This window comes from Amycolatopsis sp. NBC_00348 (assembly GCF_036114655.1).
GTDB lineage: Bacteria > Actinomycetota > Actinomycetes > Mycobacteriales > Pseudonocardiaceae > Amycolatopsis.
Window position 1 is genome coordinate 4,667,694 of sequence record NZ_CP107994.1, and the last position, 14,388, is coordinate 4,682,081.

Annotated in this window: 9 protein-coding genes; 5 read left to right on the forward strand and 4 right to left on the reverse strand. The window is 73.4% G+C overall.

Annotated elements, in window-relative coordinates:
• Positions 1-41: 41 nt before the first annotated feature.
• Genes OHS58_RS20345 through OHS58_RS20355 form a run of 3 tightly spaced genes read right to left on the reverse strand, consistent with a single transcriptional unit; the run spans position 42 to position 5,441 of the window.
• Positions 42-3,116: a hypothetical protein gene (locus OHS58_RS20345; protein WP_328649451.1), complete on the reverse strand. Its 3,075-nt coding sequence runs from the start codon at positions 3,114-3,116 to the stop codon at positions 42-44.
• Between the two features lies 1 nt (position 3,117).
• Entirely contained in the window at positions 3,118-4,134 is a 1,017-nt protein-coding gene (locus OHS58_RS20350; protein ID WP_328649452.1) for a hypothetical protein, read from the reverse strand.
• The gene (locus tag OHS58_RS20355; RefSeq protein WP_328649453.1) at positions 4,131-5,441 is read right to left on the reverse strand and encodes a hypothetical protein; all 1,311 of its coding nucleotides are present in this window, start codon (positions 5,439-5,441) and stop codon (positions 4,131-4,133) included. Before OHS58_RS20355 ends, OHS58_RS20350 begins: the two co-directional genes overlap by 4 nt.
• A gap of 58 nt (positions 5,442-5,499) precedes the next feature.
• Here OHS58_RS20355 and OHS58_RS20360 point away from each other — a divergent pair, with 58 nt between their 5' ends.
• The 4 genes from OHS58_RS20360 (at position 5,500) to OHS58_RS20375 (ending at position 10,986) form a co-directional block, all read left to right on the forward strand.
• Positions 5,500-6,753, forward strand: coding sequence for a low temperature requirement protein A (locus tag OHS58_RS20360; RefSeq protein WP_328649454.1), 1,254 nt, complete (start codon positions 5,500-5,502; stop codon positions 6,751-6,753).
• Between the two features lie 490 nt (positions 6,754-7,243).
• The gene (locus OHS58_RS20365; protein WP_328649455.1) at positions 7,244-8,827 is read left to right on the forward strand and encodes an AMP-binding protein; all 1,584 of its coding nucleotides are present in this window, start codon (positions 7,244-7,246) and stop codon (positions 8,825-8,827) included.
• Positions 8,828-9,286: 459 nt separating this feature from the next.
• Entirely contained in the window at positions 9,287-10,384 is a 1,098-nt protein-coding gene (locus OHS58_RS20370) for a J domain-containing protein (RefSeq protein ID WP_247049780.1), read from the forward strand.
• A complete protein-coding gene (locus OHS58_RS20375) occupies positions 10,381-10,986 on the forward strand; it encodes a LysE family translocator (RefSeq protein ID WP_328649456.1) in 606 nt (201 codons plus the stop codon). The genes OHS58_RS20370 and OHS58_RS20375 overlap by 4 nt, the downstream gene beginning before the upstream one ends.
• Positions 10,987-11,042: 56 nt before the next feature.
• On the opposite strand, the gene OHS58_RS20380 is transcribed toward OHS58_RS20375, so the two are convergent.
• Complete coding sequence (locus OHS58_RS20380) at positions 11,043-13,502, reverse strand: M14 family zinc carboxypeptidase (RefSeq protein ID WP_328649838.1); 2,460 nt, start codon at positions 13,500-13,502, stop codon at positions 11,043-11,045.
• Positions 13,503-13,712: 210 nt separating this feature from the next.
• On the opposite strand from OHS58_RS20380, the gene OHS58_RS20385 reads away from it, so the two are divergent.
• Complete coding sequence (locus OHS58_RS20385) at positions 13,713-14,360, forward strand: DUF998 domain-containing protein (RefSeq protein WP_326948202.1); 648 nt, start codon at positions 13,713-13,715, stop codon at positions 14,358-14,360.
• The last annotated feature ends 28 nt before the right edge of the window (positions 14,361-14,388 follow it).

Here is a 14,388-nt window from a genome sequence, read left to right on the forward strand (position 1 = left end):
TTCGCTGTGCGGTGTGTGCACAGCTTCGGCGGGCCGCGCTGCTACCGAACCCAGGTTTGCCCGTCCGCGGCGGCGTCGAGGCAGGTCAGGGCCGCCCAGAAGACCGGCGAACGGGCCGGCTCGGGCCGTTCGCGCCACCGCGCGAGCCGGTTCCGCTGCCACTCGCACAGCTCGGTGACGGGGTCGTCGCCGGCGAGCGCGGTGTCGACGGCGAGGACCAGCTCGGCCATCGGGTCCGCGCCGGGCACGGCGGCCGACGTCGGCAGCGCCCAGACGGTCGCGGCGACCAGCCCGGCCCCGGCCGCGACGGCGGCGAGCAGCACGCCGAACGGTTCGGCCAGGCCGAAGTCGCTCGCGCTGGCGCAGCCGATCAGCGCCACCCGCGCCGGCATGGCGTCCACTCGCGACAGTGCGAGATCGGCGGCGGTGAACGGCCGGTGCGCCCCGATCGGCGCGGCCGTGCCGGGCAGCTCGGCCGCACACGACAGGTGCAGGGCGGTCTGCGCGCCGTGGTCGTCGCGCACCCGGCTGACGTGCCCGACGAACACCAGCCGCGAGCACGGCCCGGCCAGCAGCTCGGCGAGCAGCCGCCGGTCGGTGTCGGTCCGCCGGACGAGGTCGAGGCCGTTCACGGCGGGCGGCTGAACCCGACCGGCTTCGAGCCGCGCGTCCAGGTGCCGGATCAGCGGCGAGCTGTCACTTTGCTTGCCGAGCACGGACCCCAGCTCACCGAAAGCGCTCTGGCCCGGAATCCGCGGATCGAGCAGGTAGACGGGCGGCCCGTCGGCGGCGGGCGGCTTGCGCGGGATCCCAGCGGGCGCGAGCAACACGACGTCGGCGACGTCGAGGACGCGGTCGTCGCCGTCGAAACAGGAGTCCACCTCCTCGATCGTGCCGCGGGTCGGCCGCCGGTCGGGCAGGGCGAGCAGCCCCCACGGGACGTCGGCGAGGCGGGGCGAGGGCTGGACCCGCAGCAGCGGCCGCCGCCCGGACGCCCGCCGGAGCCGTTCGACGAGATCGGCGGGCAGCAGGTTGAGGGCGAGCACCCGAGCCAGCCGCTGTTCCCCGGCGGCGCTGCCGAGAGCGTCGGCGGCCAGCGACCTTCGAACGGCGTCGGCGACGCTCTCCCCTTCGTGCGGCGTCGGCGACGCGGCCGCGAGGAAGCCGCGGACGGTCTCGACGAGTCCGGCGTCGATGGGGTGGGTGTGGACGGTGTCGAGGTCATCGGTGGTCCGCCAGCTGAGGAAGGTGTGCCCGGCATCGGCGAAGCGCAGGACGAAGGTCTCGCGCCCCGGCTCGGCGGCGGGCCAGGTGGCGACGGTCTCGGTGGTCTGGCGACGCAGGTGGTACCGCTCGGCGGCGAGGTCGAGCCAGCGGTCCAGTTCCATGGGCTGACGAGGCGACCAGCGCAGGTCGGGTGGCGGGGCGAGCCGGAGGGGCAGGCCGGAGGTGACGGCGCCGAGCGCGGCCAGGGGCAGCCGGTCGTCGGTGACCGCCTCGGGTCGCGACTTCCCACGAGCCTTGGCCAGTGCGTCGGGGAGCGCGGAAACACCAGCCGTCGCCGGATCCAGCGTCGGCAAGGTGCCGGTCAGGTCGAGGGAACGGTCCTCCGTGTAGGCCCCGACCGCGCACGTGCGCTCGATCAGCTCCGCTGTCAGCCGCGTTTCGCCCAGCTGGGCCAGCACTGCCATCAGCAGTTCCGTCGCCGGGCCCGCGACGCCGCTCGCCCACGCCGTGCGTGCCTCGGGTGCGGCGAACTCGAAGCGGTACTCCTGCGCGGCCAAGGCCACCGGCAGCAGCAGCTCCAAGGCCACCCGCGGGTCGTCGCCGCTCGCGTGGTCGATCGTCGCCGTCACGAAGTCCGCGCGCAGGCACTCCAGCCACTCCCCCGACGCCCGCGCCGACTGCTGGGCGCGGGCCGCGTGCTCCTTCGCCGCCGGCCAATCGCCCTCGGCGGCCGCGCAGCGGGCCAGCGCGAGGTCCAGCCGGCGCGCGCCCGGGGTGTCGCCGTTGGCCGTCCACAGCTTTCCCGCGTGCTCGAACTGGTCCCTGGCCTGCGCGACATCGCCCGCGAGCAGCAGGAGCGTGCCCAGCGCGTGGCTCGCCTCGGCCACGTCGCCGGTCAGGCCGGCCGCCGCCAGCTCGTCCCGCGCCGCGACGATCGCCGCGATCGCGCCCGGGAAATCCCCGTCGAGGGCCCGGGTTTCCGCCAGCTGGACGTCGAACTTCGCCGCCGTCGGGCCGCCGTGCCGGGCGCTCAGGCGCAGCAGGTCCGCCGACGCGTCCGCCTCCTCGCCGCCCGCCTGCCGGACGCGGGCGCGTTCGGCGCGCGCCATCGCCTGCAGCGACACGACCTGCTCGCGCACCTCGTCGACGTCCGCGATGCGCGCCAGCGCCGCCAGGATCCCCTCGAGCGCGGCCCGCGCGCCGGCCGGGTCGCCCGCCGCCACCTGTACGCGCACGTCGAGGATGCGCAGCTCCAGCTCGTCGGCGCCGTGCGGGTCGAGCTGCTCGCGCGGGAACTGCCCCGGCTCGGCCGCCTTCCGGAACGCCGCCCGGCGGCGCTGGTCCGCGAGCAGCTCGCGCGCCCGCGGCAGGTCACCCTCCTCTGTGGACAGTGAGATGAGCACGCGCTCGGCGATCTCGCGTGAACCTTCGATCATCCGCAGCTCGACGTACTGTCCGAAGTGGACGATGGCCTTGGTGATCACGCCGAAGACGGTCAAGACGGCTTCGGCGCACTGCCGCGCGTTGCGCAGATCGCCGGCGGAGTAGCAGACCGTGGCCAGGTCGCTGACCGCGGCGAGGTCGAGGTCGGTCCGGTCGAGCCGGTGCGCGAGCTGCCGCATCCGGGCGTACTGCCGCTGCGCACCCGCGACGTCCCGCGCCGCGGCGAGCCGCTTCGCCACGCCTTGGACGTCGACGGCTTCGACGAGCAGCGCGTGGTACTCGGCCTCGGTCAGCGAGCACGCGGGAACCTCGCCGTAGCGCGCCGGGTCCAGGCCGAAATGTGTTGCGACACAACGACAGTTGTAGCCGTGCGAACTCGACCCGGCCAGTTCGGGCGGCAGCGGCCGGTCCGGCGGGGTGAGCGGCGGCGGGAAGCCGGCGAGCACGTCAGAACTCCTCGGCGGCGTCCCCGGCCGCCGCGCGTTCGGCCAACGTCCACACCCGCGGCGGTCGCGCCCGCACGAGCGAAACCACGGCCGCCCGGTCCGCCGGCGTGGTGCCCGTGACGCCCTCCGCCGCCACGCCCACGACGAGTCCGATGTGGACGTCCGGGGTCGCCGCGAGCCGGGTCGCGGCCGCGTCGAGGGCCACGCTCCCGGCGAACTGCCCGGCGCCGAGGGCCAGGGGGACTTCCGCGAACGGCGCGCCGTCGTGGGTCGCGACCGCGGTGAGGACGGCGTCGGCGAACGCGCCGGCGACCTCGACCTCGAGCCGGCCGGCGGCGACGATCCGCCAGGTCACGGTGTCTTCGGCGGCGTCGAGAACGCCCGGGGGCACGCGCGCCCAATCGACGCTCGCGCGGCCCTCGGCCAGCACGCCGGCGCCGGGCGAGCCCGGGCCGGTGCCCGCGGCCAGTGCGTAGGCGCGTTGGCCGCCGGCGATTTCCGGCTCGGCCGCGGCCTCGGCGCGCTCGACGTCGTCTTGCGCGTCGAACCAGGCCGCCAGCCGGGCGCAGAGGCCGCGGACTTCGCCGGCCGGCCCGGTCAGGGCGCCGCCCGCGATCGCCGCGTCGAAGAGTTCCGCCGGGGTGGCTTCGAAGCCGTCGAGCAGCCCTTCGGCGACGTCCTCGACGGCGGCCGTCGCGACGGCGGCTTCGAGGTCCAGCAGGGCCGGGTCCAGCGACGGAACGCCGAGCCGCGGGCCGGCGGGCCACCAGCGGCGCGCCCAGAGCAGCAGCGCGAGGGTGGCGAGCTCCGGCCGGGCCGGGACGTCGGCATGCCCCTGCTCCAGTGCGGTTCGGGCGGCCTCGGCCCCGACGAGCCGGGTCAGCCACGGTTCCGCGGCACTCGCGTCGGTGAGCTCGATCCGCATGGACGTGGCCGAGCCGCCGAGGAGATCGGCGAGGGCGAAGCGGACGAGAGCGCCATCCGCGGCGACGACGGGCGTGTGCAGTGGGTGCGTCACGACGCGGCCTCCAGCTCCGGCAGGCGGGCGACGAGCGCGCGGCGCACCTTCGTCCGCAGGTCGAGGGAGGTCGAGCGGACGACGCCGGTGACGAGGTCGCGGACGTCCGCCGCGTCGGCCGGGGTCTCGCCGCGGACGTCGAAGCCGTGCAGCCGGATCCAGAGGCGGCCGAGGAACTGCTTGGCGAACTCGCGCAGCTCGCGGACGAGTCCGGGGTCGGGCCGCGGGGTGAGCGGGGTGCCGCCGGCCAGCGCGCGGCGGGCGTGCAGGACGTACCCCTCGCGCGCGACCTGGGCGTTGAGCCGCCGCGCGAACTCGGGCACGGCGGTGGACGCGGCGCCGTCGAGCGGCCGCAGCGCGGGCGCGACGACCACGCCGAGCGCGAAGCAGCCGGCGAGGGCGGGCCTTTCGAGCCCGAAGCCGACGGCGACCCGGCTGAGTTCTTCGTCGACGAGGTCGGCGACGGGCGCCCGGTCGTCGGCGGGGGTTCGCCGGAGGGTGGCGCGAACCCGCCGTTCGACGCTGCGTTCGAGGAGTTCGGCGCCGGTTTCGTCCCGCCGGCTCAGCGGCGGCACGGCGGTGTGGTCCCCGCGCTGCAGCCCGAGATCGGGGGCGGTCGTGCCGGAGATCTCCTGGACGGCCTTGGCGACGGCGGCCGAACCGCCGGGCCCGCGAAGGGCCAGGCCGAGCGCGTGCCCGGCGCCGGATTCGGCGAGCGCGCGCCAGGCGGAGTCGGCGAGGGTTTCGACGAACTCCGCGAGCTGCGCGATGCCCTCGGCGGAGAGCAGGTCATCGGCCGGGGTGGCCGCGTGCCAGCGGCGGTGCAGCTCTTCCGTCAGGTCGGCCGCCACTCGCGGGTCGGCCAGGTAGCCCGCCAGGTCGTCGGCTCCGGTCGCGCGCTCGCCGTGCAGGTCGCGCAGTGCTGCCGCCGCCGTCTCCGCCGCATCCGGGCCGGGGGTGCCGAAGCCCGTCGCCAGCTCGTAGGCCAGCGGGAAGCACACGTCCTGGACGTTGCCGGCCGTGATGCGCAGTGCTCGGCGCTGCTTCTTCAAGTGGGTGAACCACTCCGCCGTCGCGTGCAGGCGGGGTGCGTCGGCGAGCAGCAGCTGCGTCACCTCCGCGGCCGATGCCTCGTCCAGGAGGGGGCGGCCCAGGCGGGGGCGGGCCGCGGTGCGGACGACCAGGGGGTCGATGATCTTCTTGACCGTGCGGGTCAGCGGGCCGCCGTCGGGCGCGGACAGGACGGCCACGCCGGGGATCCGCTGCCAGGCCCGCGCCAGCACCACCGAACGCAGCTGCGGCTTCACGATCACCCTCCCCCTCTCCGATCGCACCCTATCCGAGCCGCAGGGCACAATCTCGGCTGTGACCGAAGATCAGGACAGCGCCGGGCACGGCAGACGCGTCGGATGGGTCGAGCTGTACTTCGACCTGATCTTCGTGTTCGCCGTCAGCCAGGTGACGCACGCGATCGTCGCCGAGCCGAAGTGGGTGCACGTCGGCGCCTCGCTCGGCCTGTTCGCGACGCTCTGGTGGACGTGGATCGGCTTCGCGCTGCTCTACAACCGCGTCGGCGACGACACCCGCGTCGTCGACCGGCTGTTCGTGCTGGCCGGCACGGTGCCGTGCGCGATCGCGGCCACCCAGGCGCACCACGTCTTCGAGGGGCACCCGGCGGGGTTCGCGGCGGCGCTGGCCGGGGTCCGCCTGATCCTGGCCGCGGCCCACCGGTGGTCCGGCCGGAGCAAGGCCGAGGTCCGCCGGATCGCCTGGGGCTACACGGCGTCAGCGGTGCTGTTCACGATCTCGGCGTTCACCCCGCGGCCGTGGGTGTTCGTGCTGTGGGCGTTCGCGCTGATCCAGGAGGCGGGTTTCCTGCTGCTGGACGGCGGGAGCGACCGGCGACGCGGCGGCCACGACGCTCCCCGGCCGTCGCGGGCCGCGAAGATGCGCTCGCTGCTCGCGCCGTCGAGCAACCCGGGACGGGCGGTCGATCCGGGGCACCTGTCCGAGCGTTTCGGGCTCTTCATGATCCTGCTGCTCGGCGAGCTGGTGATCACGGTCGGTGGCGCGGCGCTCGACCGCCCGGCCGACGACCTCGGCTACTGGCTCGCCCTGATCGGCGGCCTGGTCCTCGCCGGCGCGCTGTGGTGGGTGTACTTCACGTCGGCGGCGGAGATCTACGAGCGCATGCTCGACCTCTCCGGCGGCAACCCCGCGCTGGCCTACTTCCTGTACGCGGGCGGGCACCTGATCCCGGCGTTCTCCCTGCTGCTCATCGCGGCCGGGGTGGACCTTTCACTGCACGAGTCCCCACCGGTCTCGGCCGCGTGGTTCATCACGGCCGGCCTGACGGCCTACCTCACCGGGACGCGGGTGTTCTCGATGCAACCGCGGAAGTGGTACGTGAACGTGCTCCAGATCGCGGCGCTGGCCGCCACGGTGAACCTCGCACTGCTACGCCACGTGCTGTCGGCGCCGGCGGTGGTGGCGGTGATCGCGGTGTGGGCGGTCATCAGCGCCGCCATCTCGGCGAGGGTTCGGCACGGAGTGCTGGAGGATTTGTCGAACGACCCGGCGGCCTTCTTCCACGCCTCGGAACGCGACTCGGGAATCTGACCCCGGGCGGCCGCCAGACGCTCTTCGGTCCGGCATTTGCGCCCGCGCTCACCCTGGCCGCGGCCACGACACAAGCACGAACCTCGGTCACGGCGGCCGGGCCACGGCCACGACACAAGCACGAACCCGGCGCGCGAGCGCAACCAGGGCGCCCGTGCGAACGACAGTCCCGCCGTGCGTGACCGGAGTGCCCGCGCGAGGGGTGGCCGCGGCGTGCGTGGCCCGCTGCGGCGGTGCGGCCTGGCGGGCGCCGCGACCATCGCCCCCGGAGCCATCGCGCACTGTGGGGCCCGCCTGTCGCGCTTCGGAGCGCCCTCGGCAGCCGGTCATCGACTCTCGCGAGGCGTCGTCACTGTGTGCTGTCCCAGGTGAACGCAGTGGCATCGCCTTCTTGGCATCGCCGTCAGGGGTGCGGCATTGCGTCTTCTCGACGGTCGCAACGGGTGCTACTTTTCTCCTGGTGCAGGTCGTTCCGACCCGAGGAGCCGTGATGCCGCTTTCTGCCAGCGCTCACACCGACTCGTTCTGCCGCGATCGGCTGCCGCCCGAAGCGCAGTGGCCTCGGCTGGTGTTCGACCTGCCGGAGCTGCGGTATCCCGATCGGCTCAACGCCGCCACCGTGCTGCTCGACCACACCCTCGCGCGCCTCGGGGCGGATCGGCCGTGCCTGCGGTCGCCGCACGAGATGTGGACCTACGGGGACGTGCTCGTGCGCGCCAACCGGATCGCGCACGTGCTCACCGCCGACCTCGGTGTCGTGCCCGGCAACCGCGTGCTGCTGCGCGGGACCAACACCCCGTGGCTCGCGGCGTGCTGGCTGGGCGTGCTCAAGGCCGGGGCGGTCGCCGTCACGACCATGCCGATGCTGCGCCGCGGCGAGCTCGACAAGATCGTCGAGCGCGCGGCGCCCAGCGTCGCCCTCTGCGACGAGCGCCTGCTCGACGAGCTGCCGCCCGGCCTGCCGGTGGTCTCCTACGGCACCGAACTCGCCGGACGCTGCGCACGGCACCCGGCGACCTTCGACGACGTGCCGACGGCCGCCGACGACGTCGCGTTGCTCGCCTTCACCTCCGGCACCACCGGGTCGCCGAAAGCGACCATGCACTTCCACCGCGACCTGCTCGCCATCGCCGACACGTTCTCCCGGCACGTCCTGCGGCCCGCCGCGGACGACCTGTTCTGCGGCACCCCTCCCCTCGCGTTCACCTTCGGCCTCGGTGGCCTTCTCGTGTTCCCGTTGCACGCCGGCGCATCCGTGTTCCTGCTCGAACGCGCCACCCCGAAGGAGCTGGCCGCGACCGTCGCCGAGCAGGCGGTGACCGTGCTCTTCACCGCGCCGACGGCCTACCGCGCGATCCTCGGTGCCGGCGACGGCCCGCTGCTGGCCGGCGTCCGCCGCGCCGTGTCCGCCGGCGAGGCCCTCCCGGCCGCCGTGGCCGAGCAGTACCGCGACGTCGTCGGGCGGCCGCTCATCGACGGCATCGGCAGCACGGAGATGCTGCACGTGTTCATCTCCGCCGCCGACGACGCGGCCCGCCCCGGCTCGACCGGCACCGTCGTGCCCGGGTTCCGCGCCACTGTGCTCGACGAAACCGGCCACCCGGTGCTCGACGGCACGCCGGGCCTGCTCGCCGTGCAGGGGCCCACCGGCTGCCGCTACCTCGGCGACCCCCGGCAGGCCGACTACGTCCGCGACGGCTGGAACCTCACCGGCGACACCTATGTGCGCGACGCCGAGGGCTACTACCGGTTCGTGGCCCGCAGCGACGACATGATCGTGTCCTCCGGCTACAACATCGCCGCCCCCGAGGTGGAAGAGGTGCTGCTGACCCACCCGGACGTCGCCGAATGCGCTGTGGTCGGCACTCCCGACCCGGAGCGCGGGTCGGTCGTGACGGCCTTCGTCGTGCTCCGGCCGGGTGCCGAGCCGGGGCCGGATCTCGCACACGCGCTGCAGGAGCACGCCAAAGCCGTTGCGGCGCCGTACAAGTACCCGCGCCGGGTGCGGTTCGTGGACGCGCTGCCGCGCAACGCCAGTGGCAAGCTGCAGCGTTTCCTGCTGCGCGAGCAGTGACGTGAGCGCTGACGCGGATGGTGAACGGGGTGACGGGCCCGCTGCCGAGGTGGGGTGGCGGTGGGCCCGTCACGTTCGTGGGGTGCCGGGGACATGCCTCCAACCTACCCGAGAATCGAACACCTGTTCGCGTCCATTCAGGTGGATTCCGGCTACGCAAAGTCAACGCGCCCCGGCAAAACCGCGCCGTTACACCACTTTCGAGCGACAAACAGTCCTCAGTGGACACTAATGGAGCACCGGAAACGTGACACGCACCCCGGACGGGGACCACGTCACGCACCCGGCGGCCCCCGCCGGGCACCCCGGTGACCGCACCGGCGGCGCGCGGTAAAACTCCGGACACCGCCCTGACCTGGCCCCCGGGACCATCACCCTGCCGTGCCGCGGAGGCGGTGACCGGCCCCGCGACCCGACCCCATAAAGTCTTCGCGCAGCCATCCGGAGGTGAACGCCAGCGTGCCCGAGGTCGACTACTACGAGGTGCTCGGCGTCCGCCGCGACGCCACGGCGTCCGACGTCAAGACGGCCTACCGCAGGCTCGCCAAGACGATGCACCCGGACGCCGGCGGCACGGTCGGCACGTTCCGGCTGCTCCGCGAGGCCTACGACGTCCTGAGCGACCCCGTCAGCCGCGACCGCTACGACGCGGGCGGCGCCACCGTCGTGCCGGTGGTCCCGGTGCGGCCGCGGCCCCGGCGGCGCTTCGGCGACGAGCCCGGCTTCGTCCCCGACCTACCCGATCTCGACGCCGAAGACCTGACCTGGTGGCACTTCGCGGGCGAGGACACCCGGATGCGGCACGGCCGCCGCCGCGGCCCCGGGCACACGCCGGTCGTCGTAGCCGTGGGCGGCATGGTGCTGGTGCTGCTGCCGCTGGTCAGCGGGGTCGAGTTCTCGCCGCCGGTGCTGATCGTCTGGCTCATCCTCACCGCCGGCACCGCGCTGCTGGTGCAGCGGCTGGCCCGCGGCTACCTGCGCGCGTCCCGCGCCCGGGACGCCTTCGCGGAGGAGTTCGGCGGCCGCACCGTCTTCGGCGCCCCCGGCACCGAGCGCGACGAGCTGGCCGAACGGCTCACCGCCGAGCTGCTGGAGACCTACCTGACCCGGCTGCCCGGCGCCCGGATCTTCCACGGGCTCGCCTGGCCGGGCTCGGTCTTCGCCGACGTCGACCACGCCGTGCTGTGCGGGAAGCGCCTGGTGCTCATCGAGTCGAAGATCTGGCTGCCCGGGCACTACGAAACCGCCGAGGACGGCAGGCTGCTGCGCAACGGGCGGCCGTTCCGCGGCGGCGGCAGCCGGCTCGCCGAGAGCCTCGCCGCCTACCGCGACCTGCTGCCCGGCGTCGCGCTGCGCGGCGCGATGATCGTGTACCCGAGCCGCAGCGGCGACCTGACCACGGCCGACCCGGACGACGTCGCCGCCCCGCCGATGACGCCGGAGACGTTCCTGCACGAGATCGGCGACTGGCTCGCCGCCGAACCGTCCACTGTGGACCACGACGCGCTGCGAGCCGTGCGCGACCAGGTCGTCGGCGGGGGCGGCCGGGCGGCGTGAGCCCCGCCGCCACCCTCGGCACGGTGCTGCTGGCCTACCTCCCCGCGGCCGTCTCCCCCGGCCCCAACTTCGTCCTCATCGCGCACACGGCGGCGGCCGGCACCCGGCGCACCGCCGTGTCGGTCGCGCTCGGCGTCGTCGCCGCGGGCGGACTGCTCGCCGCGGTCGCCGTCTTCGGGCTGGGTGCCGTGCTGGCACGCACGCCGTGGCTGGCCACGGCGTTGCGCGTCGTCTGCGGCGCTTACCTGGCGTGGCTGGGGATCCGGCTGTGGCTGCGCGCCCGCGCGCCCGAATCCGCCCCACCGGCGGCTCATGGCGGCGCGTTCCGCCAAGGCGTCGTCAGCAACCTGACCAACCCGAAGGCCGCGGCGTTCTTCGGCAGCGTCCTGACGGCGACGCTCCCGCCGAGCGAACCGGCGGGGATCAAGGTCGCGGCGGTCGCGCTGATCGTCGCCGCGTCCGCCGTCTGGCACCTGTCCGTGGCGCTGCTGTTCTCGGCCCCGGCCACCCAACGCTGGTACGAACACGCGAAACCGGCCCTGAACCGCGTCGTGGGCACGATCCTGGTCATCCTCGGCGTCGCGCTGGCCGTAACGCCGTGAAGGCCTCCTTACCGGCCGTAAGAGCCGGTAAGGAGGCCTTCACGGACCTTCGGGAACTACCGGACGCCGCCCGACGCGCGCTGCTTCTGCGCGTGCGCGGACCGGGTGCAGACCTCACCGACGTCGACCGTCTGGCCGCGGTCGGCGAAGACGTCCGCCACACCGACGAGCTTGCCCTTCGGCGACGTGCAGGTCAGCTGGTAGGCCTCCTTCGTGCCGTAGGTCGGCGGGACGGGCGAGGAGAACGAGACGTCGCCGGTCCAGTCGTCGACGGCGTTCGGGTCGGCCTGGTCGTAGTTGACCACCACGGCCTTGTAGTCGCCGGCCGGCGGGTCGAACAGCACGGCGTGCTCGGACGTCGTGCCGCCGTTCGCCGACGAGCTGACCAGGTTGCCGGCCGCGTCGTAGATGAACAGGTCCCAGTCGGTCGAAGTGCTGGCCCAGTTGATGTTGACGCTGAACTTCCCGTTGTCCACCTTCGGCAGGCCGTCGACGTGGAAGGTGAACGAGTCACCCGCGGTGTCGGCCGGGTAGTTCTGGTTGATCGGCGGCACGCCTGCCGGGTTCGTCACCGCGTAACCCTGCTGAGCCGGGCCCTGCGGGTCCCGCCCGTAGCGGCCGGCGACGTAGGGGCGCGTCGACGGGTTGACCGACCACGCGAACCGCCCGCCGGTGGTGGTGAGCTTCGAGTTCAGGTCGTCGGTGACGTAGATCGGCGGCTTGGTGGTGCCGTCGGCCTGGATCACCGGCGACGTCGGCGTCTGGAACGTCTTGTGCAGCTTGAGCTGGTAACCCTTGGGCGCCGAACCGATCAGCGTCGAGTGCTGCTGCGGGTCGGCGGTGTTGGCCAGCATGTCGAGCAGCGCACCGCGGTTGCCGCCCTTGCCCGCCCCGGTCGTCGGGGCCAGCCCGGCGTACTCGGCGACGACGGCGGTCTCGTAGGCCTCGTGGAAGCCGGCGCCGCCGACCTCGATGGTGAAGCCCCAGCCGCCGGTGGCCCAGTACGACCAGTCCTCGGTGGTGCCGGTCGTGTCGTAGAGCGCCCAGCTCGGCTCGCTGGTGTAGCCGTTGCGCGAGGCCAGCTTGTCGCCGAGCGCCTTGAAGGCCGGCTCCTCCAGCGGCGGCCGCACGTCGGCCACGCCCGGCGGGCGCAGCACCAGGGCCGCGTTGGTGTGCCAGGTGATCAGGTTGGTGACCTGCCGCGACGAGACGATCGAGCGGACGTTGCGCGACTCCGGCTCGGAGAACGGCGCCGAGCCGCGGAAGGTGTCGCCGCTCCAGGCCACTTCGGCCCCGTTGCCGCCCCAGAACCCGGCGTAGTTGCGGTTCGGGTCGGTGCCGCGGATCCGGCCGGCGGGGTTGGCCTTGCAGACGCCGGTGGCGTACTGCGGCGGCGAGTCGCCGACGTTGCAGTTCTTGCGCTTCATCTCGTAGTCGAACCGGGAGAAGTCGCCCTTGGGCTCGGCCTCGCGGGAGATGTCGAAGCCGTCCGGGTTCACGATCGGCACGATGATGTTGCGCGTCTTGCCGACCATGCCGCGGATCTGACTGTCGTGGGCGTAGCCGTTGATCAGCTCGTACGCCCACTCCATGACGTGCTCGCCCGCCGGCCACTCCCGCGCGTGGTGCACGCCCATGGTGAAGTCGACCGGCTTGCCGTCGGTGAGGTTCTTGACGTCGGTGGCGATCTCCAGCCCCATGACGTCGCGGCCTTCCCACGTCGACTCGGGCATGGTGAACGCCGAGACGAGGTTCGGGTTGGCGCGGGCCAGCTCCTTCATCTCGTACTCGTAGTCGTAGAGGTGGCGGTAGCTGGTCCGGCCCGAGGGCAGCACCGACTTGGGGGTCTTGGCCGCGTATTCGCGATCGGTCTTCGCGTCGGCGACGGACTTGGCCGACAGGTCGGCCTGGACCACCGTCGACTTGAGCCCGCTGTTCTTGAGCGTCTGACGGTCGGCGTCGTCGGCCAGCACGACCTCGACGCCGGTCGCGTCACCCTTCTCGGTGACGTCGAGGCCGAGGCCGGTGAGCTTGGACTTGTCGGCGCGGGTGGGGGTCTGGACGCGGACCAGCTGAGCCTTCTGCGCGGTGGTCGGCGTGCCCTGCGGGGTCAGCGCCAGGAAGTCGACGCCGAGCTGGACCTGGCCGGCCGAACCGCCGTAGCGGCAGCCTTGGACGACGAGCTGCTGGCCCTTCTTCACGAAGCTTTCGGCCAGTTCGTGGGAGCGCAACGCCGTCGAAGCGGCGACGACCGCCCCGGTCGCCTTGTCGAACACGGCGACGTCCCAGTCGCCCTCGGTGCCCGACGTCGCCTTCAGGCGGGCCTGGACCAGACCATCCACAGTGGACGTGAGATCCCGGCGATCGGTGCCCGAAGTGCCCTTGGGCTGCAGCTTCGCGAAGCACGAGCGGGGTACTGACTTGTCGGCGCGCAGGATGTTCTGCGCCGCCCCGGCGGTGCCGGTCGGCAGCACGGCGAACGTGCCGGCCAGCGCGATGGCCGAAGCCAGCAGCACCAGCCGTCTTGGTGAATTCCCCACGGGTAGAGACCTCCTTGACCGAGGCCGGCACAGCAAGGACGTACCGGTAGCGAGTGACCGTAATGGACGAAAACCGGCCGGGGTAACCGCCGTAAGTCGTACTGCCTTCACCCGTTCTTCACACGGACGGCCGCGCAAAAGGACATTTCACCGGGAGTTCAACCACCGGTCGGCTACTGTCGGTTCATGGTCACGGTCCCTGCGCGACGGACGTCCGTCGCGGTGTCGCTGGCGGGTATCGCCGCGCTCGTGGTGGGTGCCGCGCTGGTGCTGTTGCTGCAGGTCATCCCGCCGACCGACGAGATCAGCGCGACGCGCCGCACGATCAGCGAGTACGGCCTGTCCGACCACAAGTGGCTGTTCGACATCGCGGTGGTCCTGGTGGCGTTCGGGTCGGCCGCGGGGCTCGCGGTGCTGGTCAACCAGCGCCGGCTGCCGGTGGCCGCGACGATCCTGGGTGCACTGTGGACGATCGGCCTGCTGGTGATCGTGGCGTTCCCGAAGCCGGACTGGGCGACGGTCTCCCGCTCGGACTTCGGCGGCACGCTGCACCGCGTCGCGAGCGTGGTGGCGTTCGTCGCGCTGCCGCTGGCGGTGCTGATCGCCTCGCGCACGGCGTTCCCGGCGTCGCCGGGCCGTCGCTGGCTCGCGCGGGTGCTGGCGATCGCGTCACTGGGCTGGTTCGCGGTGATCCTGGGCGCGGTCGTGGTGGCGGCGGCCGAGGACGGGCGCTGGTGGACGCTGATCCCGCTGGGGCTGGTGGAACGCGGGATGGCGCTGACGGAGCTGATCGCACTGGGTGCGTTGCTGGCACCGGTGACCGCGCGGGAGTGACCACCGGCTGATCACGCTTGCTGCGAGT

Excerpts from the sequence above, each read along its gene's own strand:
- OHS58_RS20365 (WP_328649455.1), top strand. The coding sequence starts at position 7,244 with ATGCCGCTTTCTGCCAGCGCTCACACCGACTCGTTCTGCCGCGATCGG.
- OHS58_RS20385 (WP_326948202.1), top strand. The coding sequence starts at position 13,713 with ATGGTCACGGTCCCTGCGCGACGGACGTCCGTCGCGGTGTCGCTGGCG.